The organism is Acinetobacter sp. WC-743, assembly GCF_000335555.1.
GTDB classification, from domain to species: Bacteria; Pseudomonadota; Gammaproteobacteria; order Pseudomonadales; family Moraxellaceae; genus Acinetobacter; species Acinetobacter bereziniae.
Window position 1 is genome coordinate 1 of the sequence record NZ_AMFQ01000134.1, and the last position, 23,400, is coordinate 23,400.

General features: G+C 37.9%; 32 protein-coding genes and 1 pseudogene. 20 read left to right on the forward strand and 13 right to left on the reverse strand.

The genetic code is table 11. From position 1 onward, the window contains the following. The 8 genes from ACINWC743_RS20550 to ACINWC743_RS20585 form a co-directional block, all read right to left on the reverse strand. Positions 1 to 820 (reverse strand): DNA cytosine methyltransferase (locus tag ACINWC743_RS20550; protein ID WP_009586837.1); only part of this gene is annotated, 820 nt, incomplete at its 3' end. Continuing rightward, the gene (locus ACINWC743_RS20555) at positions 817 to 1,329 is read right to left on the reverse strand and encodes a hypothetical protein (RefSeq protein ID WP_009586844.1); all 513 of its coding nucleotides are present in this window, start codon (positions 1,327 to 1,329) and stop codon (positions 817 to 819) included. The genes ACINWC743_RS20555 and ACINWC743_RS20550, both read right to left, overlap by 4 nt. Further along, the gene (locus ACINWC743_RS20560) at positions 1,326 to 1,886 is read right to left on the reverse strand and encodes a hypothetical protein (RefSeq protein ID WP_009586831.1); all 561 of its coding nucleotides are present in this window, start codon (positions 1,884 to 1,886) and stop codon (positions 1,326 to 1,328) included. Before ACINWC743_RS20560 ends, ACINWC743_RS20555 begins: the two co-directional genes overlap by 4 nt. After that, the gene (locus tag ACINWC743_RS20565; RefSeq protein ID WP_009586826.1) at positions 1,883 to 2,599 is read right to left on the reverse strand and encodes a hypothetical protein; all 717 of its coding nucleotides are present in this window, start codon (positions 2,597 to 2,599) and stop codon (positions 1,883 to 1,885) included. Before ACINWC743_RS20565 ends, ACINWC743_RS20560 begins: the two co-directional genes overlap by 4 nt. After that, the gene (locus tag ACINWC743_RS23585; RefSeq protein WP_009586824.1) at positions 2,596 to 3,210 is read right to left on the reverse strand and encodes a hypothetical protein; all 615 of its coding nucleotides are present in this window, start codon (positions 3,208 to 3,210) and stop codon (positions 2,596 to 2,598) included. Before ACINWC743_RS23585 ends, ACINWC743_RS20565 begins: the two co-directional genes overlap by 4 nt. Further along, positions 3,207 to 3,569: a hypothetical protein gene (locus ACINWC743_RS20575; protein ID WP_035301526.1), complete on the reverse strand. Its 363-nt coding sequence runs from the start codon at positions 3,567 to 3,569 to the stop codon at positions 3,207 to 3,209. The genes ACINWC743_RS23585 and ACINWC743_RS20575 overlap by 4 nt, the downstream gene beginning before the upstream one ends. Positions 3,570 to 3,571: 2 nt before the next feature. Further along, a complete protein-coding gene (locus tag ACINWC743_RS20580) occupies positions 3,572 to 3,898 on the reverse strand; it encodes a hypothetical protein (protein WP_035301527.1) in 327 nt (108 codons plus the stop codon). An 8-nt stretch (positions 3,899 to 3,906) separates the two neighbouring features. Next, positions 3,907 to 4,134 carry a Cro/CI family transcriptional regulator gene (locus ACINWC743_RS20585; RefSeq protein WP_009586832.1) on the reverse strand — a complete coding sequence of 76 codons (228 nt, stop codon included), beginning with the start codon at positions 4,132 to 4,134 and terminating at the stop codon, positions 3,907 to 3,909. Positions 4,135 to 4,241: 107 nt separating this feature from the next. On the opposite strand from ACINWC743_RS20585, the gene ACINWC743_RS20590 reads away from it, so the two are divergent. The 14 genes from ACINWC743_RS20590 to ACINWC743_RS20655 all read left to right on the forward strand — a co-directional run bounded on the left by ACINWC743_RS20590 (position 4,242) and on the right by ACINWC743_RS20655 (position 13,559). Then, the gene (locus ACINWC743_RS20590; protein ID WP_009586843.1) at positions 4,242 to 4,967 is read left to right on the forward strand and encodes a LexA family transcriptional regulator; all 726 of its coding nucleotides are present in this window, start codon (positions 4,242 to 4,244) and stop codon (positions 4,965 to 4,967) included. Between the two features lie 26 nt (positions 4,968 to 4,993). After that, positions 4,994 to 5,581 (forward strand): hypothetical protein, encoded by a 588-nt coding sequence (locus tag ACINWC743_RS20595; protein ID WP_171064919.1) that lies wholly within the window; start codon positions 4,994 to 4,996, stop codon positions 5,579 to 5,581. Between the two features lie 160 nt (positions 5,582 to 5,741). Then, on the forward strand, positions 5,742 to 6,068 hold the full coding sequence (locus ACINWC743_RS20600; protein ID WP_009586839.1) for a hypothetical protein: 327 nt from the start codon (positions 5,742 to 5,744) through the stop codon (positions 6,066 to 6,068). Between the two features lie 45 nt (positions 6,069 to 6,113). Next, positions 6,114 to 6,923, forward strand: a complete 810-nt coding sequence (locus ACINWC743_RS20605) for a DUF2303 family protein (RefSeq protein ID WP_009586847.1) — start codon at positions 6,114 to 6,116, stop codon at positions 6,921 to 6,923. A 93-nt stretch (positions 6,924 to 7,016) separates the two neighbouring features. Next, complete coding sequence (locus tag ACINWC743_RS20610; protein WP_009586836.1) at positions 7,017 to 7,457, forward strand: hypothetical protein; 441 nt, start codon at positions 7,017 to 7,019, stop codon at positions 7,455 to 7,457. Position 7,458: 1 nt separating this feature from the next. After that, complete coding sequence (locus ACINWC743_RS23590; protein WP_009586823.1) at positions 7,459 to 8,157, forward strand: hypothetical protein; 699 nt, start codon at positions 7,459 to 7,461, stop codon at positions 8,155 to 8,157. A gap of 3 nt (positions 8,158 to 8,160) precedes the next feature. After that, positions 8,161 to 8,448, forward strand: coding sequence for a hypothetical protein (locus ACINWC743_RS20620; RefSeq protein WP_009586835.1), 288 nt, complete (start codon positions 8,161 to 8,163; stop codon positions 8,446 to 8,448). Beyond that, the gene (locus ACINWC743_RS20625; RefSeq protein WP_009586827.1) at positions 8,445 to 9,431 is read left to right on the forward strand and encodes a YqaJ viral recombinase family protein; all 987 of its coding nucleotides are present in this window, start codon (positions 8,445 to 8,447) and stop codon (positions 9,429 to 9,431) included. The genes ACINWC743_RS20620 and ACINWC743_RS20625 overlap by 4 nt, the downstream gene beginning before the upstream one ends. A gap of 11 nt (positions 9,432 to 9,442) precedes the next feature. Then, positions 9,443 to 10,375 carry a hypothetical protein gene (locus ACINWC743_RS20630; protein WP_009586834.1) on the forward strand — a complete coding sequence of 311 codons (933 nt, stop codon included), beginning with the start codon at positions 9,443 to 9,445 and terminating at the stop codon, positions 10,373 to 10,375. A 53-nt stretch (positions 10,376 to 10,428) separates the two neighbouring features. After that, complete coding sequence (locus ACINWC743_RS20635; RefSeq protein WP_009586838.1) at positions 10,429 to 11,934, forward strand: UvrD-helicase domain-containing protein; 1,506 nt, start codon at positions 10,429 to 10,431, stop codon at positions 11,932 to 11,934. Beyond that, entirely contained in the window at positions 11,922 to 12,239 is a 318-nt protein-coding gene (locus ACINWC743_RS20640; protein ID WP_009586829.1) for a hypothetical protein, read from the forward strand. Before ACINWC743_RS20635 ends, ACINWC743_RS20640 begins: the two co-directional genes overlap by 13 nt. Positions 12,240 to 12,296: 57 nt before the next feature. Continuing rightward, positions 12,297 to 12,851, forward strand: a complete 555-nt coding sequence (locus tag ACINWC743_RS20645; RefSeq protein ID WP_171064920.1) for a hypothetical protein — start codon at positions 12,297 to 12,299, stop codon at positions 12,849 to 12,851. Then, positions 12,851 to 13,132 carry a pyocin activator PrtN family protein gene (locus ACINWC743_RS20650; RefSeq protein ID WP_009586842.1) on the forward strand — a complete coding sequence of 94 codons (282 nt, stop codon included), beginning with the start codon at positions 12,851 to 12,853 and terminating at the stop codon, positions 13,130 to 13,132. Before ACINWC743_RS20645 ends, ACINWC743_RS20650 begins: the two co-directional genes overlap by 1 nt. Positions 13,133 to 13,184: 52 nt before the next feature. After that, the gene (locus ACINWC743_RS20655) at positions 13,185 to 13,559 is read left to right on the forward strand and encodes a hypothetical protein (protein WP_009586845.1); all 375 of its coding nucleotides are present in this window, start codon (positions 13,185 to 13,187) and stop codon (positions 13,557 to 13,559) included. A gap of 108 nt (positions 13,560 to 13,667) precedes the next feature. Here ACINWC743_RS20655 and ACINWC743_RS25350 read toward each other — a convergent pair. Next, positions 13,668 to 13,733: pseudogene (locus tag ACINWC743_RS25350) on the reverse strand (hypothetical protein); the annotation flags it as partial. Between the two features lie 83 nt (positions 13,734 to 13,816). Between ACINWC743_RS25350 and ACINWC743_RS20660 the strand changes: the two are divergent. Genes ACINWC743_RS20660 through ACINWC743_RS20670 form a run of 3 tightly spaced genes read left to right on the forward strand, consistent with a single transcriptional unit; the run spans position 13,817 to position 16,189 of the window. Further along, positions 13,817 to 15,025: a DUF1615 domain-containing protein gene (locus ACINWC743_RS20660; RefSeq protein WP_004831511.1), complete on the forward strand. Its 1,209-nt coding sequence runs from the start codon at positions 13,817 to 13,819 to the stop codon at positions 15,023 to 15,025. After that, positions 14,992 to 15,639, forward strand: coding sequence for an HAD-IB family hydrolase (locus tag ACINWC743_RS20665; RefSeq protein WP_005030050.1), 648 nt, complete (start codon positions 14,992 to 14,994; stop codon positions 15,637 to 15,639). The genes ACINWC743_RS20660 and ACINWC743_RS20665 overlap by 34 nt, the downstream gene beginning before the upstream one ends. Positions 15,640 to 15,694: 55 nt before the next feature. Continuing rightward, the gene (locus ACINWC743_RS20670; RefSeq protein ID WP_227510977.1) at positions 15,695 to 16,189 is read left to right on the forward strand and encodes a hypothetical protein; all 495 of its coding nucleotides are present in this window, start codon (positions 15,695 to 15,697) and stop codon (positions 16,187 to 16,189) included. Positions 16,190 to 16,231: 42 nt separating this feature from the next. Here the strand turns inward: ACINWC743_RS20670 and proB are convergent, their stop codons facing one another. Continuing rightward, positions 16,232 to 17,365: a glutamate 5-kinase gene (proB, locus tag ACINWC743_RS20675; protein ID WP_004831515.1), complete on the reverse strand. Its 1,134-nt coding sequence runs from the start codon at positions 17,363 to 17,365 to the stop codon at positions 16,232 to 16,234. Between the two features lie 58 nt (positions 17,366 to 17,423). Further along, positions 17,424 to 18,638, reverse strand: a complete 1,215-nt coding sequence (gene cgtA, locus ACINWC743_RS20680) for an Obg family GTPase CgtA (RefSeq protein WP_004831516.1) — start codon at positions 18,636 to 18,638, stop codon at positions 17,424 to 17,426. A gap of 297 nt (positions 18,639 to 18,935) precedes the next feature. Between cgtA and prfH the strand changes: the two genes are divergently transcribed. Next, positions 18,936 to 19,526 carry a peptide chain release factor H gene (gene prfH / locus ACINWC743_RS20685; RefSeq protein ID WP_009586822.1) on the forward strand — a complete coding sequence of 197 codons (591 nt, stop codon included), beginning with the start codon at positions 18,936 to 18,938 and terminating at the stop codon, positions 19,524 to 19,526. A 144-nt stretch (positions 19,527 to 19,670) separates the two neighbouring features. On the opposite strand, the gene ACINWC743_RS20690 is transcribed toward prfH, so the two are convergent. Further along, positions 19,671 to 21,017 carry a dicarboxylate/amino acid:cation symporter gene (locus ACINWC743_RS20690; protein WP_004831518.1) on the reverse strand — a complete coding sequence of 449 codons (1,347 nt, stop codon included), beginning with the start codon at positions 21,015 to 21,017 and terminating at the stop codon, positions 19,671 to 19,673. A 421-nt stretch (positions 21,018 to 21,438) separates the two neighbouring features. Between ACINWC743_RS20690 and ACINWC743_RS20695 the strand changes: the two genes are divergently transcribed. Beyond that, on the forward strand, positions 21,439 to 22,434 hold the full coding sequence (locus tag ACINWC743_RS20695; RefSeq protein WP_009586825.1) for a glycosyl transferase family protein: 996 nt from the start codon (positions 21,439 to 21,441) through the stop codon (positions 22,432 to 22,434). 27 nt (positions 22,435 to 22,461) lie between these two features. Here the strand turns inward: ACINWC743_RS20695 and ACINWC743_RS20700 are convergent, their stop codons facing one another. Continuing rightward, positions 22,462 to 22,908 (reverse strand): hypothetical protein, encoded by a 447-nt coding sequence (locus ACINWC743_RS20700; protein ID WP_004831520.1) that lies wholly within the window; start codon positions 22,906 to 22,908, stop codon positions 22,462 to 22,464. Between the two features lie 197 nt (positions 22,909 to 23,105). Between ACINWC743_RS20700 and ACINWC743_RS24115 the strand changes: the two genes are divergently transcribed. Continuing rightward, on the forward strand, positions 23,106 to 23,400 hold a 295-nt coding region (locus ACINWC743_RS24115), incomplete at its 3' end, for an IS5/IS1182 family transposase (protein ID WP_009584487.1).

Sequence of the window (23,400 nt, forward strand, 5' to 3'; positions counted from 1 at the left end):
CAATCGCATGTTTTATATAGTAATCACCACAAAACGCCTCTTGATTGCCTAACCATTTTTTCTGGCCATGTGATGCAAGCAATGGAGGAACTATTGTTTTTCCGCTGACCGTTTCGCTTGTTCTGTTAGTGTGTATTCCACTATTTGAGGCAGAACCTTCCCCCTTGTTTTGGCTCTTCTCAATATCCCCAAACACGCCTTGGCGCTCAAATAGTATTTCGGTGATACATTCTGTTCGAGCACTTGCGATAACAAACACTCTTTTGCGTCGTTGGGCGAGTCCGAAATGTTGAGCATCAAGGACTCTCCAAACGACTTGTCTAGATGGTCCAAACACACAACCAGCGTTTTTCCATCGTCCCCCTGGTGGTTGTAATTCACACCCTTCACCTGCAAGCCCTGCCAGTAAGCAGCCGAAAGCGTTGTCTTTTGTGTTGAGCACTCCAGGTACGTTTTCCCAAATGGCAATGACTGGCTCAAGTCCTCGAATAAATCTGGCTGAATCAATTTCATTCGCTAATCTCACAAATTCAAGACTTAATTGTCCTCGATCGTCATCTAATGAGTTTCTTAACCCGGCTACAGAAAATGCTTGGCATGGGGTTCCTCCGACCAATATATCGGGTGCTTCTACTTCATAACTTTTAACTTTTTCAGCAATAAATGTCATATCGCCTAAATTTTCTACATGTGGGTAATGATGAGCCAATACTTGTGACGGAAACTTTTCAATTTCAGAAAACCATGCAGGTTGCCACCCTAGTTCATGCCAAGCAACTGTAGCTGCTTCAATTCCTGAACATACTGAGCCATACTTCATGCTGCTACCCCCTTATGTTTCACATGCTGTGCCCAGCCTTTACATGGTTTCATGCACTTACGGTCTTTAGCCGATGGGTTGACCAAATTTTCAATATCTTTATGGCAATAAAAAACTGCATCTGTTTCCAGGGCATGAGCCAAGTCAGATTGAGTAGAAAGACAGTGATTTGCCAAAGTACCGCAGCGATAAGCGCACGATTCACATAGAACATCTTGATTAGGTGCTTTTTGCGCCAAAATCAGCCCATTCAAGGCACCATGAAAACTAGGTGAAATAAGCTTATCAATTGTGTATGGGTGCATATCGCCTGTAGTGACGAGATGTAAATACAATGTTTCATCACAAGATTGGGCATAATTCACAGCAACATTTAAAACATTGCTAAGTAAATAAAGTAATTCATCATGTGATTTTGTTGAAAACTTATCCTTGATTGCCTGTAAGCGTTCAGCTTCAGGCAATTGGATAATGTCTGTTAGAGCAAGAATGGAGGTGTTATCAATCATGATGTCACCTCATTTATTTTTTTAAATTCAGCAATCACATCTTCAAGCATTGAATCTAAAAATGTATAAGCTCGATTGATCTTGCTTGGATTAAGCTCAAACCACCAATCTTCACCGAAAAAAGACACCATTGTCTCTCTTTCAGTTTTATACAAAATGTCATAGAGATGAGATGTATTAGTGAACTCGCAACTCTTCAATTGATCGTATAACTCACGTAGTGCAGCTTTAGTAACAGCACCCGATGAGCGTTGTTCTTTAATGGCATCTAGACGTTCTCGAGCAACGTATTCAATAAATTCCTCACCATTTTCAACAGGAATCCACTGATCAACTTTGAATAGCTTTCTAATTAGATAATCAGAATCGCATTGAGCTATAAATTCTTTAAAAGTTGGTTGACCTACATGAGAGAAAAATGCGCTTCCAACATGATCACCAGTTACAACCGTGATACGACCACCACCTGCACTATATAAGTTGTTAAGATCAACATAGACAACAGCCCAATCGTCTTTATATGGACCAATTTCAGTAATAGTTAATTTTTCAATCATGGTTCACCGCCCTGAACCACTTTGAACTCAACTACCCATACCCATGGATTTACAGCCCAAGAATCTGAACCGTTAATTTCCTGCCATAAGGATGTAAAGCTGTCCTTTGCTGTGTCACGATATGCACGGTCTTTATTTTTGTACCCTTTCCACATTTGGCGATCAGCTTTTGTCCAACCACCCTCAATAGCTATATTGTCTTGAATAATGATTGGCTCAACACCTTCGGAAACAGCATCGCCCTCAGAAATATCTTGTAGACGTTCTACACGAATATTTGTGATTTCAAGCAAGATACGGCTTGCTGAACGAGGCATATGAATTGATGGAGTCCACTTTTCACCATCACCACAATCATGTGATGCTCGATAGAGAGGTGTTCCCCAACTTGGACATCCACAAGGAAAATCAGCATGTGGGCATTCATCTGAATCAAATAAGCGGAATGTTTCACGTACCCAAAGATGATCACCTATTTTTCCGTATGGGCAATTATGGCGTGAGAGTGATGAAGGGAAAGGCATTCCATTATCCATAACCTCATGCATGGTAACTTCTGTAACCTTTGGTTCTGGCTCCATAGTATAAAGAGGCATGATGTTTTTATCGGTTAAAGGCGGTTGCACTTTGAGCACACGACGAGTCTGAGTCTTACGACCTTCCAAAATGGCATTTACCATTAGAGTGTTAAACAAAATTGGACGTTCTTTCATGGTTTCACCTCGAATACTTTACGAAGAGCTTCCACGACTTGTTTGATTTCTTTTTCTGTGCGCCAAAGCATAAATGAATGATTTCCATCATCCGACCATGAATTCATACTGTATCCACAACCTGAATGAGTGTTCAGATGCCAAACCGTGTCTCCATCTTTCGGCTCAAAAGGCGCTGGCACCTCTATACCTCTAATTGAGATGGTTTTTGGCTTAATACGGAAAAAGACCTTTCGGTCATCATGAAATCCTGTGAAAAATATTTTTGTTGAGGTTGCATCTATACCAGGTATGAAATCATCCCAATATTTATCTTCCCAAGGCTCAAAACTAAGCTGAACTGTTTGACCATTTAAAACAGCTTGAAGTGCTACTGGTCCTTCGATTAAATCTTCTAATCCATTGACTTTTATAGTCTGAATACTTGTTTCTGTTTTAGTAATTGGTGTTAAACCAGTAAAATCATGAGACGTTATTCCCCAAGCCACGCCACACCAGATATGACGGGTATGTTGTAATAATAAAAATTTAAGCCCATTGCTTTCATCAATATGGGTTGCATCCTTGATGCTATTACGCTGAAGAATTATTTGATCAAGTTCACTAGTCATGACACTTCCCCTAACGATTGCTCAGTCATAGAAAGTCGACGATTAGCATTTAACTCAACCGTCGATGCATGACGTAATAAATGGATAAGCGCAAATTTATGGTTACCATCTAATAAGATTCCGTCACCCTGTACTTTGTGAACTGTCATAATGTGATCAGGCATAAATGCATCAATAAAAACAACACTATCTCCTTCAACAAAATCTGAATCTGAGATTGTTTTTACATAAGCATCATCGGATGCCACACCCAATTCAAACTCACGTTTTTCAATTTGCTGAATCAAACAGTGATGGCACTGCTCCCCTTTAAATTCTGGACATTTGCCAGCGCACTTATGTTCTGTTAAATTACTCATGTTCATTTACCTGAATGTTGATGAATACTAGAAGCTCGACCTGCAACGTCGGGCTTTTTTAATGCCTGCCAAAAACTTTTCAAATTTCTGCATACATTCTTGAATACGCTTGTAGACGTTGTATTCTTTGATTTTTCTATGAGCTCAGATGATGATTGACCTGTCTCCAGTTCGATCTTTTTATCTATGGCATCTCTTAACCACTTCGCACGATTACTACCTTGGCTTTCAGCCAAAGTATCAATGATCTCTTGGACTTCCAGCGGTACTCGGGTTGACATGGGTGCCAACAGTTTTTTGCTGAATACAAACATTATTTTTGTTTCCATAGATTCACCTATTGAATTCGTTCAGGCTCTCTTAGTTCAATCCAGATGTCCTGATAATCTTCTGGGAAAAGGTCTTTACGTGTGCAGATTCCACGATCTTCCGCAATCACAGCTAGGCGGATTTTTCTTTCAGTCGGAATAGCTTTCCAACCACTCACTGAAGGTCCTGTAATACCTAAAAGCCGTGCAACTGCATTACATCCACCAAGGGCTTCTATAAGTTGGTTGTCATTCATGTTGCTCTCCTATAACAAAAACAATTATTAGGCATTCCTTATAAATAATCAATAGGCACACCTAATTTTATTCGTGTTAGGATTTCCTAATGCTTTGAGAGTTATTTATGAAGACACTTGCTGAAAGACTTAAATATGCAATGGAAGTTTTACCACCCAAAAAAATCAAGGGTGTAGAACTTGCTCGTGCTGTTGGTGTTAAGCCACCATCTGTAAGTGACTGGCTTTCTGGTAAATCAAAAACAATGGAAGGCGAAAATCTTCTACGAGCTTCACATCACTTGAATGTGAACCCTATTTGGCTTGCGACTGGTAAAGGCTCACCTAAATCAGATGGTGAAATTAATCCTCAATTTACCCAAATAAATGAATGGGATAACAATACTCCAATAGATGATGACGAGGTAGAAATCCCATTTTTCAAGGATTTTTCTTTTGCTTGTGGTGATGGTTCATTTAATGAAGCTATTGCTAATGAAAGACGTAAATTAAGATTGTCCAAAGCTACTTTACGCAATTTATCAATTACAGAATCTAATGCAGTTGCAGCAACTGCATCAGGTGACTCAATGACACCAACCATTAATGATGGCGATACAATCCACATTGATCTTGGTCGCAAAGAGGTAAAAGATGGTCGTATCTATGTTATTTGTATTGGTGGACTTCATTACTGCAAACGTTTATATAACCTACCCTTTGGCGGAATCCGATTGTTATCTGATAATTCAGAAGAATATAAAGAAATTGAACTTACAGCAGAAGAAAGAATCTCACAACAATTTGAAATTATTGGTTGGGTTTGGCAAATTGTAAAATTAGAAAAGTGGTAATTGCAATTAATTAAATTGTAAGGTGAATGATGAAAAAAAGTATAACTTTACTCTTTCTTATGCTTTTTTCATCTCAAGCATTTGCAGATCGTTATGGTGTTTATGATGATGATTATGTATCTTCAGGAAATGATTTTTTAAGTGCAGTGATCCTTAAAATCGTATTAGGCTTAGTCATATTTTTAATTAGCATCAAAATTATTGTCGGGATATTGGATCTACTCCAATTATTACTAATCAAACTTGATCATTATCAAAATCGTAAATTATTAAAATTGGAAATAAAAAACAATATAAAAAAACTAATTAAAGATGAAGTAAGAGAACATACAAGCCATCGACCAAAAACTAAGTTTTGCTACATACTTTCAATGATTTTGATATTTCCAATATCCATAATACTAAATTTTTATCGTGAAAACATATTCTTAGGCTTCATATTGACAGTTTTTTATTCATTCTTGGTTGGAGTTATTATTCACTTAATCTATTTTTCATTTCTTCATATAAAAGCATATTCTTGTGCATCTAAAAAATATAAACAATTCAATAAACTACCCAATGAAATCGAAAAATTAACTTTAATAAAAAAAATTATAGATTCTTTTTTATAAACTAAATACTTACCAATCAATCATAGCCTGCTCATTGCAGTTTTTTTTGTCAAAATAAATAAATTAGGCAATCCTAAAAAAAATTAGGAATACCTATTGACTGTTTAATTAGGAATGCCTAATATTTAAATCACCAACAACAACCAAACTTGGTGAAAAAATGAAACCTACTGACCACAATCAGTTTATTGATGACATCGATGGCGGTGTCTTTGCTCAACAGCTTGGCTATGCAATTAGTGAAGTAGCTTCAGCAGTCGTCGATAACAATAAAGCTGGTGAAATCACCATCAAGCTCAAATTAACCAAAGGCGTTGGCTCCGACAACGTAACAATTGAGCATAAATTAACTTCAATTGCCCCTTTAAAAGATGGTCGCAAACTTGAAGATCATGGTGCCAAAACACCTATGTTCGTCAACAAACATGGTGATGTAAGCCTGTTTGCTAACCACACGGCTCAAATCTTCGATCAAGAAGAAGTTTAAGGCTCCCTCCCCAACCAATCTGAATATTCCAAAAGGAAAAAAGTCATGTCATTAGAAAAAAGTGAAGTAGCAGCAGTTGTTGAACATTGTGCACCAGTAATGGACTTAAAGCGTGGTGGTCTACAGGCTGTTCATGAAAATTTTAAAATTCATAATTTTGAAATTCATCAAAATGGTCGCAACCGCATCCGTGGTATTTTTGCAACACCTATCTTTGAAGATTTTGCTCAATACATTGCTGATGCACCAACGACTGGATCAGTACCAGTATTCGTTTCTCGTGATGATGTTAAAGCTGTTGCTGTATTGAATTATAGCGAAAAAGGCTTTGATCAAGGTCATTGCGACCATACAGCAACATTGCAACTTGATCCAACTGTTGTATGGAAAAAGTTAAATCAGCTCAAAGATACAAAGCTTGATCAAAAACGCTTTGCAACCTTCCTTGAAGATTGGGCGAGCGTATTATCTGCGGTTGATGCAGATGAAAACCAAATCAGCATCAAAGAAGCGATTGTTGCTGTCCGCAACATGAAAGTGGATATCAACACTTCAAATGAAGCGGAAGTAGAAAATACTCGTGAAGTACGAACAGCCTATGCCGACATTGCTGCTAAAGCTAAAAAAGGTCAACTACCTGCAAAATTCAAAATTCTTGATACAGCCTATGTCGGTTTAGATGAAAAAGAAATCGAATTACGCCTAATTGTGAATGGCGGTAGCGGTGAGCCTATTTTCGCTATTCAAATTGTCAAAGAAGAAATCTTGGTAAATGAAATTATCCAGGAATTTAAGCAAAAAGTAATTGATTTACTTCCTGAACAACAAGTTTTGATTGGTACCTTTTCAGCTTAAAACTAAAAATTAGGCAATAAAAAGCCCCGAAATTTTGATCGAGGACGGGGCTTCTTTTAGGGGTATAGCAATCGCTATAGGGAGATTATGAACATGGTTTCATTAAATTTCAAATCAATTTTGTTGGGTTTAAGTGGTGCAGTAGCGATGACAGCAGTTTTAGCGTCTGTGCAAATGTATCAACCAGCCAAGCTGCCTGTTGAAGAACAGCAGCCAATCACTGTGGCATCAGACATCTACAAGGTGGATGAGCTCGATTTAGGACCATACAACGACTGTCAACATGACTGTCATGCAACTTTATTAACAGCAAATGACCAGTATTACATCGAAGTGAATTTTGACTATTCAGGTTTCGATGATGGTAACGGCTTTAATCGTGCTGTTGGCATTCAAATTGATCGCTTAGAACCTGAAAAAGTGGGTGAGGAAGATGGCGAAATCAATGCATACCTTGATCGCTATGAACTCGTAAAAATCAATGATGCCCTTGAAGACTCTATCGCATTCAAATTACAAAAATTAGGAGGCTGATATGCCAAATCATGTAACCAATAAGATTGTCATTCACTCTCCTAATATAGATGAAGTATTGGCATTCGTTAAAAGTGAAAAATCTGATTTCGATTTTAATACCTTAATACCCATGCCTGATTCATTGGGTATTGAAGAAAGTAGTACAAAAGATGCAGCTTTTGTTTATGTCTTAACGGATGGCTATAAAAACGAGGAACATTTCTCTGCCCCATTCCGTCACCGTAAATATTTTGGTTCTGTTTTTGATGATTTTTCATCATGGGAATCTGAACTAAAAAGCTCAAAAGTAGATTTTGAACGAATCAAAGACAATAAAGATAGCCTAAATAAATTTTTAGAGCTTGGGAAAACAGTTCTCGATAATTACAACAAATATGGTTGTTCTTCATGGTATCAGTGGTGCGTAAAAAATTGGGATACAAAATGGAATGCATATCAAGTAGTTGTTAATGGCAACGCTATTGAATTTGATACCGCATGGTCTGCCCCATTGCCTGTTACGGACATTCTCATCAAAAAATTCAACCTCACTTGTACATATAAAGCTTATGACGAAGGTGGAAACTTCTGGTTCATCAAAGAGTACAAAGATGGTGAGTTAGTTAATGATCGTTATTCAGTTGAAGAAGATATGAAGCCTTTAGCCTTGGAATTAAAAGGTTGGGACTTGGATTCTGATGAATCGAGTGAGGAGTAAGTAATGGAATTAAAAGAACAACTATATGTCATTAAAAACTTAACTACTGGTCGTTTTGTTTTTAATGCAAGTCGTCAGTCTTACTGTACGCCTAGCTATACAAAAGTACTGCCTGATGCTCAGTGCTTTGAAACGATTGAGCAAGCTGAACTAGCAATTGATCGAATTAAGTCATTTTATACAAAAGAAAATGATGCTGGAAAAATCGTTAATTCAAATTTACTAAATGGTGAATTTTTGATTTTCCAATTAACTCGCACGCACTCTATTACCAAGGAGTTTCGTCCATGAATACACAAGTTAATCGTGACCAATTTCTTGCAGGTCGTAAAAAAGGTATCGGTGGTTCAGATGTTGCTGCAATCCTTGGTTTTAGTCCGTACAAATCACCTTACCAATTATGGTTAGACAAAACAGGTCGTGGCGAACATAAAGAATCACAAAATGAGTCTGCCCATTTCGGCAACTTGCTTGAAGATGTTGTTGCCAAAGAATTTTCACGTCGCTCAGGTATGAAAGTTCAGCGTGTTACACAGCAACTATCACTTGCAGAATTTGGTGAAACTTGGGCTATTGGGAACATTGACCGTGCCGTTGTGAATCCTGAAATTGCAGGTCGTGTTTTCTTTAAAGATGGAAAATTAACAACAGACCAAGGTTTGGAATGTAAAACAGCTTCGGAATATTTGTCCAAGCTATTTGGTGAAGAAGGTACAGATCAGATTCCAGATTATTACCTTACTCAATGTCTTTGGTACATGAAACTTACAGGCTTCCAAGTATGGCACCTTGCCGTTCTCATTGGTGGCAATAAGTTCCGCATGTATCGCATTGAACGTGATGACGATTTAATTGAATCAATCTTTAAACAAGTCAAAGCATTTTGGTTCAACCATGTCATTGCTGATGTGCCACCCGATCCTACTTGTTTTGATGATGTTTTGCATCGTTGGTCCAAGCATGTCATTGGTAAACAAGTTGAAGCTACTTTTGAACAAATCAAATTAGGTGAAGAACTTATTTCAGTTCAAGGTCGTCAAAAAGCAGATAAAGCGCGTGAAGATGAAATCAAGTTACAGCTTGTTTCTTCCATGCAAGATGCGGAAATGATGATTAGCCAAGGCAAAACCCTTTTCACATACAAAGAGCAATCCTCTACTCGTATCGACAGTACGCTGTTGAAAAAAGAAGAACCTGATTTATTTACGAAATACAGCAAAACCTCCAGTACCCGAGTTTTCCGTATTTCAACCAAATTTAAAGAAACAGTTTAAGGAATTATATTATGAACGCATTAGTACAAAACACAGGCTTTTTAACTCCAACTAATCTTCAAGATGCAATGCAAATTGCAGGCATTCTTGCAGATTCGGATATTGTTCCAAAAGATTATCAGAAAAAACCAGGCAATATTTTAGTTGCTATGCAATGGGGTGCTGAAATTGGCTTACAACCACTCCAAGCGATGCAGAACATTGCCGTGATTAACGGTCGTCCGTCTCTTTGGGGTGATGCAGTCCTTGCTTTGGTTCGCAGCTCAGGGCTTCTTGAGCAGTTTGAGGAAACTCAAACAGAAGACGTTGCAACTTGTATTGTAAAACGTAAAGGACAAAAAGCTGTAACCAAAACTTTTAGTAAGGAAGATGCAAAGCGAGCTGGTTTAACAAGCAAACAAGGACCATGGTCTCAATATCCAAAACGCATGATGCAAATGCGTGCTCGTGGTTACGCATTACGTGATGAATTTACCGATATTTTAAAAGGTTTTGGTGTTGCCGAAGAAGAACGAGACAAGGAAATTGATGTAACACCTGAACCATCTAATCTTCCAAAGCATCAAGGATCTTCAGGTCTAAAAGCACAATTAGCAGAACGTCAAGAAAAGCAAGAAAAAGTCATTGATATGGCTGCTAACTTTGATGTCAAAGGACTCATTAATCAAATTAATGCTCTAAGCACAATTGAGGAATTAAAGGCTTTAGCCAAAACAATTCCTGCCGATCTTGGCGAACCTGCAAAAACGGATATTTCTACTGCGTATGCCAACCGTAAAAATTATGTGCAATTACTCGTTGATTTGGATAGTGCCGATAACATCGAATTAATCAACTCCATCATGGCTGAACGTTTTGAACCCAATACAAGTTCAATGAATGATGAACAAATCGATGAAGTTAGCGCTCTATTTGAACGTAAATCAGCAGAACTTACACCTTAACTAATGGCATGTGGTGCCCTCATATACGAGGGTACCAATAGTGAGATAGCAATATGAATCCAACTATTGAACAACAACATGCCATTGATATGGCATTACACGGTCAATCTTGTAAAGTTACCGCATACGCTGGGGCTGGTAAGACCTCCACCCTTAAATTAATCGGCAATGCAAAGCATCACCAACATGGAATGTACTTGGCATTTAACAAAGCCATTGCAACAGAAGCACAGTCTAAATTTAACCACAATGTTAAATGCAAAACCTTTCACAGCCTAGCTTATAACTCTGTTCCACGCTGGCTGACGAATAAATTAAAAAATCGTCGCTTGATGTCAAACCAATTGGCATCTCGCCATGATCTTGAGAATTATCAAGTACCAGTGGCATTGGTTAAACAACGTGGTGAAGATGATCAGAAACGTTTATTTAATTCAAAACGTATGGCCACATCTATGATGAATGCGGTTGGATATTTCTGCCGATCTAATTACAGCGAAATTCAATTATCACAAGTCTATGCTGCACTGCCAGATTGGATGGATGATACATACCGTGCTGAATTGGCAAATATCCTTTTACCTAAGGCACATGATTATTGGAACGATATTCTTAATCCTGCTGGTATCAACCGTTTGGAACATGATCATTATCTTAAATATTGGGCATTAAGTAATCCTGTAATTAATGCTGACTTTATTTTATTTGATGAAGCACAAGATGCTGATCCAATCATGTTGAATGTCTTGAGTAAGCAACGTGCTCAGGTCATTTATGTTGGTGATCGTCATCAGCAAATCTATGCATTTCGTGGTGCTGTAAATGCAATGCAATCCCTTGATATTGCTGAAACACGTTTGAGTCAATCATTCCGTTTTGGCGAAAACATTGCTGATCTTGCCAATAAAATTTTATTCAATGTTTTGGATGAAGAAATTCCATTGCGTGGTTTTGATCAGATAGATTCCCATGTTAATGAAATTAGCGATGAAATTGCCGACGCATTTATTTATCGAACCAATGCTGCTGCCCTCTCTAATATGGTTGAGTTGGTAAAAATTGGACGTGAACCACGTTTGGAAGTTGATACAGGTTCTTTATTAAAGAATATTGAAGATGCCAAAAAAGTTAAGTCTGGAATAAAAGTCCATGATGGAAGTGTGTTTGAAGGCTTTAGCAATTGGGAAGAAGTCACCGAATATACTGAGGAAGTCACTGGAAATGACTTAAAACCGTTGGTTAGCCTTATCAACAAAGTAGGTGAAAATGCCCTAATTGAAGCTTTGCTCAAAAGCAATTCCAGCGATTATGACTGCATTGTTACTACAGCTCATAAATCCAAAGGACTGGAGTTTAACAAAGTCAAACTAGGTGGTGACTTTTTTTATAAAGAATCAGTTGAACCAGGTGAAAAGGTTTTAACTGATGACGAAGCACGCCTACTTTATGTTGCTGCTACACGTGCCAAAAAACAGTTGGATATTTTTGCATTGAATCCACTATTTAAAGCTATCGGATATAACACCCAAGCTGAGGTAAATGCCTTATGCGTCCAGTAGTTAAAAAGAAAAACTTCTTAGGCTTCAAAATTTGGTTAGAAAAATTGGATTATGAGGTGAAGCAATTAGATGGTGGTTTTGTGGCACGAGCAAAAAGTCGAGAAGCACAACGAGCATATAAAAAATCACATCATTATGTGCGTGTTGGCTCAGACCTTTCAGGGAATCAAGCAGCCTATGAGCTTGGGGCTGAATTTGAAAACCATCTTCGTGCACCTGAACAGACTTGCACAGCAAAAGCAGAAAAGGAAATTCTGCATATTGTTAAAGGTGAAGCACATGGCGTGGGTTATCTGGTGGCTTGAAATTATGATGGTAGTAAACGGATTTTTATTTATTAACTTTGAATTATGGTGGCTGTGATGAAAACAAATGTAAATTTTGATTTAGAGAGTGAGCTTAAAGCACATCTTAATTATTTTATTCAAACGAATAACTTACCAGCCGATTTTATATTAAAACAAAACCCTCAAATAGATCGAGAGTTTGAAGTAAGCGAGAAATCTTGGATTGCACTTGCAACACCAAAAGTACCAGCAAAAGTGATTGTAAAAGCATCTGTTCGATATTGGGAAGATTCTACAATTAATGGTGTTGAAGATACTGATAGTGGTGACAGAACACCTTGTAAAAATGGTGATTTATGGTGTCCTGTCATTAATGTGGCTACTGGCATGATTGAAAACTGGGAAATTGGGAAAACTGCAAGTATCCATTTTAAAGTAGCTGATGGCTGTGGTTGGGAGTTAGTAGATTCAATTGGCAATACCATTAAATGCCAAGAAGATGGATATGTTCCTACAACTCTATGCCCTGCTGAAAATGGTTATGGCGATTACATCATTATGAATATTGACGAAAAAGGTCAAATTGAAAAATGGCGTTTTGATATTGATGATTTTCAGGAGGATGACTAATGGGAGTAGCTATCAATCGAAATGACCAAATCGACACGTCAATGATGTTGATTCTGCGTTATAAAAGACCAGTTGTTGCCTTAAAAGATATTGTTGAAGATTACATGCCACATTTAGATATGGCAGCTGCAAAACAACGAGCAGCTAAATGTAAACTACCTTTTCCAGCATTTAAGGTAGATGGCAATAAATCTGAATACTTTGTTAACTTAACGGATGTTGCTGTTTGGTTGGATTCACTGCAAAAAGAGTCTCAAAGAAATTGGAGTGAGGTGAATTGATTTCACCTCATTTTTGCCTAATCGGAATAACGTGTAGAATTAAGGAAATACTATGACCCCATCTCAGATAGAAAAACGTATTAAAAAATTGGAAAGCAAATATGAATCCGATTTTGAAAAATTGGCAGATGAAATTTTTACTAAAAGAATTATCCCATATTGCCAAGATAAAAAACTCTCATTTATGATGATAAATGGATTTCCAAGACTTGTTGATCAAAACGATGAATATGTTCAGCCACCTAAATTCATTATAAATCTTTTTGATATTACTGATAGCAATGGGCAAAGACTACTTTGGCAATTAACACGAGATTTTAAATTTAGAGAAGATGTAGATTTTAATAAAGCTGACCATAACCACCATGATCGTATATATAAAAACCGTTGTTTAGGTTCCTTAGTTTTTAGCCCTGCATTCGGATAGTTCAAAGGATGTTAATATTCTGAACAACCTCATTTTTTTACGCCAAAACTACGCCATACGCCACGTAAAAAATATCAAATCATTGATTTTAAATTATTATTATAAATAGTCTAACCCACCTGCCATAGGGGCAACAATTAAATTATTTGACAGTTGATAGGGACCAATATACATATATATTCATACATTTTTAGACCTTCATAGTATACTGCATCTGCCATAGTGGCTCATCATTTTCTGAGTATGTTTTCTGCGATATGAAAAAATTAGTTCGACATCACGCTTTTATTAAATCTTTCAGCGTGTTAGCTCTTTCTTTAAGTCTAATTGCTTGTGGTAAAGGTTCATGGTTTGCCAATGAAGATGATGAGCAGTTAAAACAGGAACAAATTAAAAAGCTGATTCCAAATCGTGTTAGTCAACGTGACTCTTGGGCAAAAGATATTTTTGATATTTCAAACGAATTAAAGATTCCGACCAACAAAGAAAATGTCTGCACCATTATCGCTGTCGTCGATCAAGAGTCGAACTTCGTTGCCAACCCTGTAGTTCCAGGTCTAGGTGATAAAGCAGTCAAAGAAGTGACCACTCGACTCAATGAAAAATTTGAAGATAAATTAGGTTCAACCATCGGTGGTACTGTCGCATCTTACTTTGAAAATGTTTTAAAAAATCAACCATCACCTGATGACAACTATTTAAAACAAATGAGCCGCGTGCGTACAGAAAAAGATTTAGATGTGTTGTATCGTGAAATATTTGACTATATGGCAAAACATTATCATGTCAGTGCACTCACTGGTGCTGCCAAATTCGTGGGTCAAGATATTGCCGAAAAAATGAACCCGATCACGACACTTGGGTCGATGCAAGTACATATCAATTATGCCAAAGCACACAAGCGCAGCAGCATGAATGTTAATGAGTTACGTGACGATCTCTATACAGAATTTGGTGGTTTGTATTACGGGATTCACCGCTTGATGATGTATCCTGCAAACTATGACAAGCCAATCTATCGTTTTGCAGACTACAACTCAGGGATGTATTCTAGTCGTAATGCTGCCTTTCAAAAAATGATTGATAAGTTGACTAAAGCCGACTTGGCACTGGATGGTGATCTCTTATCTTATGATAAAAATGGTGATCCTCGCCCTGCCATCACAGATACAGAAAAAGCACTGACTGCATTATTTGCTCAAAATAATATTCTAGTGACACCAAGACAGCTTCGTAATGACCTCAAGCAAGAGAAAGAACAAGATTTTGAAAAAACCCAAACCTATATCGCTGTTTCTAAACTATATAAAAATCAAACAGGCAAAGAACCAATATATGCCATAATGCCTGAAGTCATTATTTCTGGACCAAAATTGAGTCGTGACTACAACACAAATTGGTATGCGAGCCGCGTAAACGGACGATATGAAACATGTATGCACCGAGCAAAACGTATAAAAATTTAGCTTTATTTGATTTTGATGGAACCCTGTGTAAAAAAGACAGTTTTACAGGGTTCATTTTCTATGCTCTATCCAAAAGACATATTGTCAAACAAGGCATCAAAATCTTGCCGTGGATTCAAGCCTATTATTTAAATATCTACCCAGCTCATGCGATGCGTATAAAGTTGTTTAACGCCATGTTTAAGCATGCTGATGCCAATGAGATTTTAGATATCGCCGATGAATATGCTTATCGTCTCATGGGACAATTAGATCCCACCCTTTATCAACAATTGCTCAAACACCAAAACAATGGTGATGATGTCGTTTTAGTCTCTGCTTCTGTCGACATTTATTTAGAGGTCATTTGCCAATTATTAAAAATTGATTTGATTTGTACTGAGACTGAGATTCTTGAGGGAAAATTTACAGGTCATTATGCGACACCAGATTGTAGTTGTGAACAAAAACGTTTGAGAGTTTTAGAAAAATACAATTTAGCGCATTATCAAAAAGTCTTTGCTTATGGAAATAGTGAAGAGGATCTCGACATGCTCAATTTAGCTGATTTTAAATATATGGTTGGTAAAGATCAGTTGCTCCCAAACATTGAAGATGAAAAGAAATTAGCTTGAAAGCTAATATTTTAAATGTGAGCTCATTATGTCGTATATTTATGTCATCACATCATTGACGCAATTCTATCGCTACATTCAGCCTGAATTAGAAAAATATAACATTGAAATGATGATGGAGTACTTTGATTCCAATCAGCAAATTCAAATCAAAGTGATCATAACTGAAAATCTAAAAACACAACTTTTGGAGTATGATCATCAAAATCTGGGCTTCTATTTTTTAGATAAAGAACAAAAAATCAATAAACACCAAATCTATGATGATGAATATTGTATTTACGCTATTGAAGGACAAGGTGGAAGAGAAACTGAGAATGCTCTAGAAAAAATAACCTTAAGAGTAATTTCAAAAACACCTGATAAAAATATAAAACGCTTTTTTAGTGCGATTAAACGCAAATTAAATCAAGATGAGAATTTTGCCCAAGGCATACAAGGTGGTTCTCGCTTACACCAACAGCATTATTATTTAAAATCGTATGTAGGGGAAAAAGTATTTAAATCAGATTTTTATAATGATAAAGCTCCAGCATTAATACCCAAATAAAAACCCCGCCTTAGCGAGGTCTTATCTGTAAAACTTTAGAAATCAATAAATCGACATATGGTTACGGTGTATCATTTCCAACGAACGTGCTTCACCTAATACTTGGTAAACCTTGTCAGAAGCCAGACCTTTGACAATTTCAGCAGAACGAGAACTGAAATTTACTCGCCCAACCGCAACTCGATGACCATGTTGGTCGACACACTCAACCACATCACCACGCTCAAAATGCCCTTCAACCGCTTTTACACCAACAGGCAATAAACTACGGTGATTTTCTTTAATGGCTTTAACAGCACCATCATCTAGCACCAAACGCCCTGCTGTTTGTAAATGCGCAGCAAGCCACTGTTGATGAGCTGTTAGACGATCATCATCGGTGATAAACAGCGTACCCAGTAATTCACCCGCCATTAAACGCGCCAATACATGGTCACTCTCACCACTTGCGATGAGCGTTGGACAGCCTGACTTCGCTGCCAAACGAGCAGCACGAACTTTGGTCAACATACCACCACGACCAAACTTACCGCCACCGCCAGCCATATCAAATAAAGTTTCATCCATTGCACGAACGGTATGGAACAATTTTGCATTGGGATTGGAACGAGGGTCTGAATCAAACATACCTTGCTGATCAGTCAAAATAATCAGTAAATCTGCATGCACTTGACCCGCAACCATAGCAGCAAGCGTGTCATTGTCACCAAAACGAATTTCGTCGGTGGATACCGTGTCATTTTCATTAATGACAGGAATTACCTTCCAATCAATTAGATTCTGCAAGGCATCACATGAGTTTAAGTAACGGCGACGATCTGCGAGGTCATCATGTGTTAACAAGACTTGTGCTGTTTGGATCGAATGTTTCTCTAATACACTTGACCAAGTATGGATTAAGCCCATTTGCCCAATGGCAGCACAAGCTTGTAGACTGGGTAGATCGGTGGGTCGATTCTCTAGCTTCATGCGAACCATCCCTTCAGCCACAGCACCAGAAGACACCAGAATAATCTCATGTCCGGCATTGTGTAGATCTGCAATTTGTTTCGCCCAATGCGAAATTGCATCCAAATCTAAACCTTGCCCATTTGCTGTGAGTAAAGATGATCCGATTTTAACAACGATACGTTTTAAAGCCTTGAGCTGACGTTGCCCATCTACCACTTCTATCATCTTATCCTCGGTCTTTCTTTTCTAAGCGGATACCCGAATATTTGGATATCTTTAGAAATTAGCGTACGTAGTACACTTCCATTTCGCCATCGTCACCATCGTCGTCTTCATCGTCATCACCCAAAATACCAGCAAGACGTTGTTGACGGCGCATTTCACGATAAGCTTCTTTTGCAGCAATCGTTTGTTCACGTGTTTCAGCTTCAAGCTGATCACGGAATGCTTTCATTTTCGCTGCATACTCTGGATCTTCTTCTTCCAACTCACGTTGTTGTTCGATTTGATCCATGAGGTAATACACAACTGGTTTTGTTCCCTCTTCAAGCAAGCCTGAAGTTTTAAATACAGGACCATCCCATTGTAATTCTTCAAGAATATGATTACACCATTCTTCTTGAGTATCATCATTTAATTGATCGAGTTTGTTTAAAACAAGCACAATCGGCAATTGAGCCAAAGTTGGCGAGAATTTTTTCAATTCTTCCATAATGGCTTTGGCATTGTATGCCGGGTCTGAACCATCAATCGGTTGCACATCAACAATATGCAAAAGAATACGCGTTCGCGCCAAATGTTTAAGGAAACGAATACCGAGACCAGCACCTTCAGCAGCGCCTTCAATCAGCCCAGGAATATCCGCCATAACAAATGAACGATGACGATCCGCATCAACCACACCTAAGTTGGGAACCATCGTGGTAAATGGGTAATCCGCTACTTTAGGTTTTGCTGCGGAAACAGCACGAATAAAGGTTGATTTACCTGCATTCGGCATCCCCAATAAACCGACATCAGCGAGAACTTTAAGCTCAAGGCGAATCTCACGATACTCACCTTTGATCCCATGTGTACATTTACGTGGAGAACGGTTGGTCGATGATTTAAAATGGGTATTGCCCAAACCACCATCACCACCGTGTGCAACTAAAACTTTTTGACCATCTTCAACAAGGTCACCAATAATATCGCCAGACTCTGTATCTACAATGGTGGTTCCCACAGGAACTTTCAGAACAACTGATTCACCACCACGACCAGCACAGTTTGCGCCAGCACCGTTTTTACCACGTTCAGCGCGAAATTTACGGGTATAACGATAATCGACTAAGGTACTGGTATCGTCGTCAGCTTGAATATATACGCTGCCACCACGACCACCATCCCCACCATCTGGACCACCAAATGGTACAAATTTTTCACGGCGAAAACTGGCTACGCCATTGCCACCGTCGCCAGCCTCTACGGTAATGACTGCTTCATCAACAAAGCGCATGCTGCCAATCCTCTAAAATCTTTAAAACCGCATATTCTGCCATATTTTGAAAAATTTCTCGAATAGTATTATTCAACTGAGCATGAATTTTGTTAAACATTTTTTATAATTCATCCAATAAAACTGCCTTTGCTGATATTTTGATTGTTTTTCAGTCAGATATTTTTTTATAATAGGCAAGCTAAAAAATGTCTATGTCTCACTAACAAAAAAACATAGTCGTAAATTTATAAATTTACTTTTTTAAATCAATACTTTTTATTTTGATCAAATGTTTGATCTAAAGGATGCTCTATATTGTCTATTGTCCAAATCAGTGCTGCGCTTGGACCCGCGGAATGTGAACTTGCAGTTAAATACACTTTGCAAGAAATGCAAAAAGAAGCTCAAAAGCAAAAAATTCAATTCGAAGTGATAGAAAGTAATACTACTCCGCACGGCTATTCATCCGTGATCTGTAATATTAATGACAGCCACCAAAATTGGCTGAACTCTTGGTTAGGAACGATTCAATGGACATTTCACAGTCCAATTCGTCCACATCACAAACGTAAAAATTGGTTTGTAGGTATTAGCCAATTTCAAAGCCCTACGCAACTTCCTGCGGATGATACGATTGTTTTCCAAGCCTGTCGGGCATCTGGTGCTGGCGGGCAACACGTCAACACCACTGACTCCGCTATTCATGCAACCCATACTGCCACAGGAATCAGCGTTAAAGTTATGTCTGAACGCAGTCAACATGCCAATAAGCGTTTAGCAAAAGAGTTAATTGCACTCAAATTACAACAACAGATGGAGAGCCAACAAGCCCATCAGAAACATGCTCAACATTTACAACACACGTTGATTGAGCGAGGTAATGCAGTAAAAAGCTTTAAAAGATAAATCAGATATACGCATGTTGTCGTTAAATCTGAGTAGCGTGAATGTCTAACATCAGTTTGAATTTAAATTTTATAAGAAATGAAGGATGCTTCAACACAGACATTAAAAAAGGAAGCCTCAGCTTCCTTTAATACTTTTAAAAACTCAAGCATGTACTTCAGTTTTTTCCTCAAGCATCTTACGATCAACTTCTTCAGGATTGTTCAAAGCATCATTGAGTTTTTCAACATCAAGCTTACCCACCCATTTTGCAACGACGATGGTTGCCAGAGAGTTACCCACCAAGTTAGTCAATGCACGTGCTTCAGACATGAAACGGTCAATACCTAAAATCAAAGCCAAACCAGCGACTGGGATATTGCCTACAGCAGCCAAAGTTGCTGCCATTACAATAAAGCCTGAACCAGTTACACCTGCTGCGCCCTTTGATGAAATCAACAAGACGGCAAGCAAAGTAATTTCATGCCAAATATCCAGTTGAGTATTGGTTGCTTGTGCAATAAAGATTGCCGCCATAGTCAAATAAATAGAGGTACCATCAAGGTTAAATGAATAACCTGTTGGAATGACCAAGCCAACCACAGACTTTTCACAGCCAGCAATTTCAAGCTTTTTCAGCATTCGAGGCAATACGGATTCAGAAGATGATGTACCCAATACAATCAATAACTCTTCACGAATCATGCGGATCATTTTTAAAATACTAAATCCGCAGAAACGACTGATCGAACCTAAAATAATGAAAATGAACAATAAACAGGTGATATAGAAACAAAGAATTAGCTGTGCAAGTTGCGCTAAGCTACCAATGCCATACTTACCGATGGTAAATGCCATCGCACCAAAGGCACCGATTGGCGCAAGTTTCATAATCATATTCACGATGTTAAAGAACACATGCGAAATTTGATCAATCAATCTTAGAACAGGTTTACCTGCATCTCCTAACTTATGTAAAGCAAAGCCAAACAGTAATGCAAATAAAAGAACTTGTAGAATTTCGCCTTCAGCAAATGCACCGACAACCGTATTAGGAATAATGTGCATAAAGAAATCAACGGTGGATTGTGATGCACCCGATTCCACATATTTGCTGATACCAGAAGTATCCAATGTAGCAGGATCAATATTCATCCCTACACCAGGTTTAGCAATATTGATCACCACCAAACCAATGATTAAGGCAATCGTGGACACAACCTCAAAATACAACAGCGCAATACCACCCGTCTTACCGACCGATTTCATGCTTTCCATACCAGCAATACCGCTGACCACGGTACAGAAAATCACAGGTGCGATAATCATTTTAATGAGCTTAATAAAAGCATCACCTAAGGGTTTAAGTTGCTCACCCAAACCTGGAATATTCTTTTCTACACCATTGATCAATTGTGTACCACTTGGGAAGTAGTGACCGACGATCACACCCAAAATAATGGCAACAATCACTTGAAAATAGAGTGATTTATACAGCGGTTTCTTAGCCATGATAATTACTTCTTTCTATATTTCTGTTCGAAGAAATATCCAATATTAATGCGACCATTTGCTGACACAGGCAAAAATTCTGATGAAAACATCAAGAAAATAGATTTTTAGAAAATAAAAATCCGTTCAGAAAACAGCCGTTTTCCAAAACAAAGACAACAAATGACGATGTTTAAGATTTACTCTGTATTGCCCATATGCAAATCAGAATAAATGTAGAACAGGAGATGAAAAATAAAACACTATTCAAGCTTATTTTAATTAATTTTTGAGCATCAATCTCTATGTAAATGTGAATTTTGGCTAACATCTGTCCATTTTTTGCTTAGACCTTAGTCTAATACCACTTAGATCTATACCCTTTCAATTCATTTATGGCATAGTGTACTGCACTGTTTCTTCGGCTTATGACTGCATCCATATGAATACCAAACGCAATCTTTATAAAGACTTTGAACATCCTTTTGCGCAGTTTGTGCGAATCATTGGTAAAGGAAAAAATGGTGCACGATCATTAACTTATGAAGAAGCTTATCAAGCTTTTTCGATGATTTTAAAAAATGAAGTGCTTGATGTACAACTGGGTGCATTCTTGATGCTACTTCGTGTTAAAGAAGAATCTGTAGATGAACTCACTGGCTTTGTCCAAGCGACCAAAGACCAATTGAACTTCCAAGCACTTTCTGTGGATTTAGACTGGTCATCTTATGCAGGGAAACGCAAACATTATCCATGGTTTTTGTTGGCAGCTCTGACACTGGCTAAACACGGTTATAAGATCGTCATGCACGGCGCTGCTGGGCATACCATGAATCGTGTTTATACCGAACAAGTTTTAGCGTATTTAGGATTTCCAATTTGCCAAAATGAAACTGAAGTCAAACAACAGTTAGAGACTCAAAATTTTGCTTATTTGCCTTTGGATGTAATCTCACCAATTTTAGCGGATTTGATCAATCTCAGAAATGTCATGGGATTACGCTCTCCAATACATACTCTTGCTCGCCTGATTAACCCGTTCAATGCCAAAGCCACCATGCAAGCTATTTTTCACCCTGCTTATCGTAGCTCTCATCAACAGGCAGCTTTTCAACTGGGTTATCAAAATAGCGCAGTGATTAAAGGTGAAGGTGGCGAGTTTGAGCGAAACCCTGACGCGAAAACGCTGATTTGTGGTATCCAAGATGGTGAACTCTATGAATATGAATTACCAAAATTAACGGATAATCGTAGTCCAATAGAAGAACAACTGGATCTGTCTGTGTTTAAAGCTGTTTGGGAAGGTCAACAAACACATGACTATGGCGAGATTGCCGTTACCGAAACGATGGGGATTGCTTTATATACCATGGGTATTGTAAATAACTACCCTGAAGCCATGAGTAAAGCTCAACATCTTTGGAACACACGTTTCTAAATTGAAGTTTCTACTAAAGCGTGATGATCAATGATCACGCTTTTGTATAAAATAAAAATCAGACCAATAGGGATAACTTTTCCCTGAAGAATGAATATTGAGGAGTTGTAACTGATCACCGATTTGGATCACGTTTTTATTCTGTATATGTGGTCCAGATAAATATGCATCTTTTTGCTGACCAATCAGCTTTGAACAATATAAATGGTGCGTTTTTATTTTTTTTGAAGAGTCAGCTGTATAAGCATTATCAATTTTTATACCAATTAATAGCATCGGATAACCATCATTTTTAATTGATGTATATTGTGTGACTGGCGTTTGGAAATTTTGACTTGCAATCACAGTCACATCTAATAAGCATTGAATAGGACTTGCGCCACTTGTTCGTTCAGCGAATGAGCTGGTGGAAATTGCAGAGATGAAGATTAGACTGAGATGAACAAGCTTTATTGTTTTGAGCAGCTGTAGCACTTTAACCTCTATATTTTTAAGAATTTTTATCTTCCTGAATATCTTTGTCGCCTTTTTACATCTTTCTGATTTTTAACGTATTGATCGTTTTATACCATCATCATTGTAGCAGCTTAAATAGGGCGTGTTGACACTTTTAGATTAAAAAATAGCGAAGTAGTAAAATTAAATCGCCAAACCCAATTCTACTATTCGCTATGCCTCGTACCATGTTAACAGATCAACACTGGCAAAAGTTGAAAGCTATTTTGCGTAATTTATCCATTCATCTCAACTCAAATTTAAGAAATTTTATTGAAGCGATTCTTTATAGGATTAGAACTGGGTGCCCTTGGCGTGATATCCCCACTTGCTTTGGACAACCGAACTCTATTTTTAAACGTTTTAATCGCTGGTCAAGTAGTGGTAAGTTACTCACTATATTCAAATTATTATCGCTGAATACAGATATGGAATGGCTGTTCATCGATGGTTCTCATATTCGCGCTCATC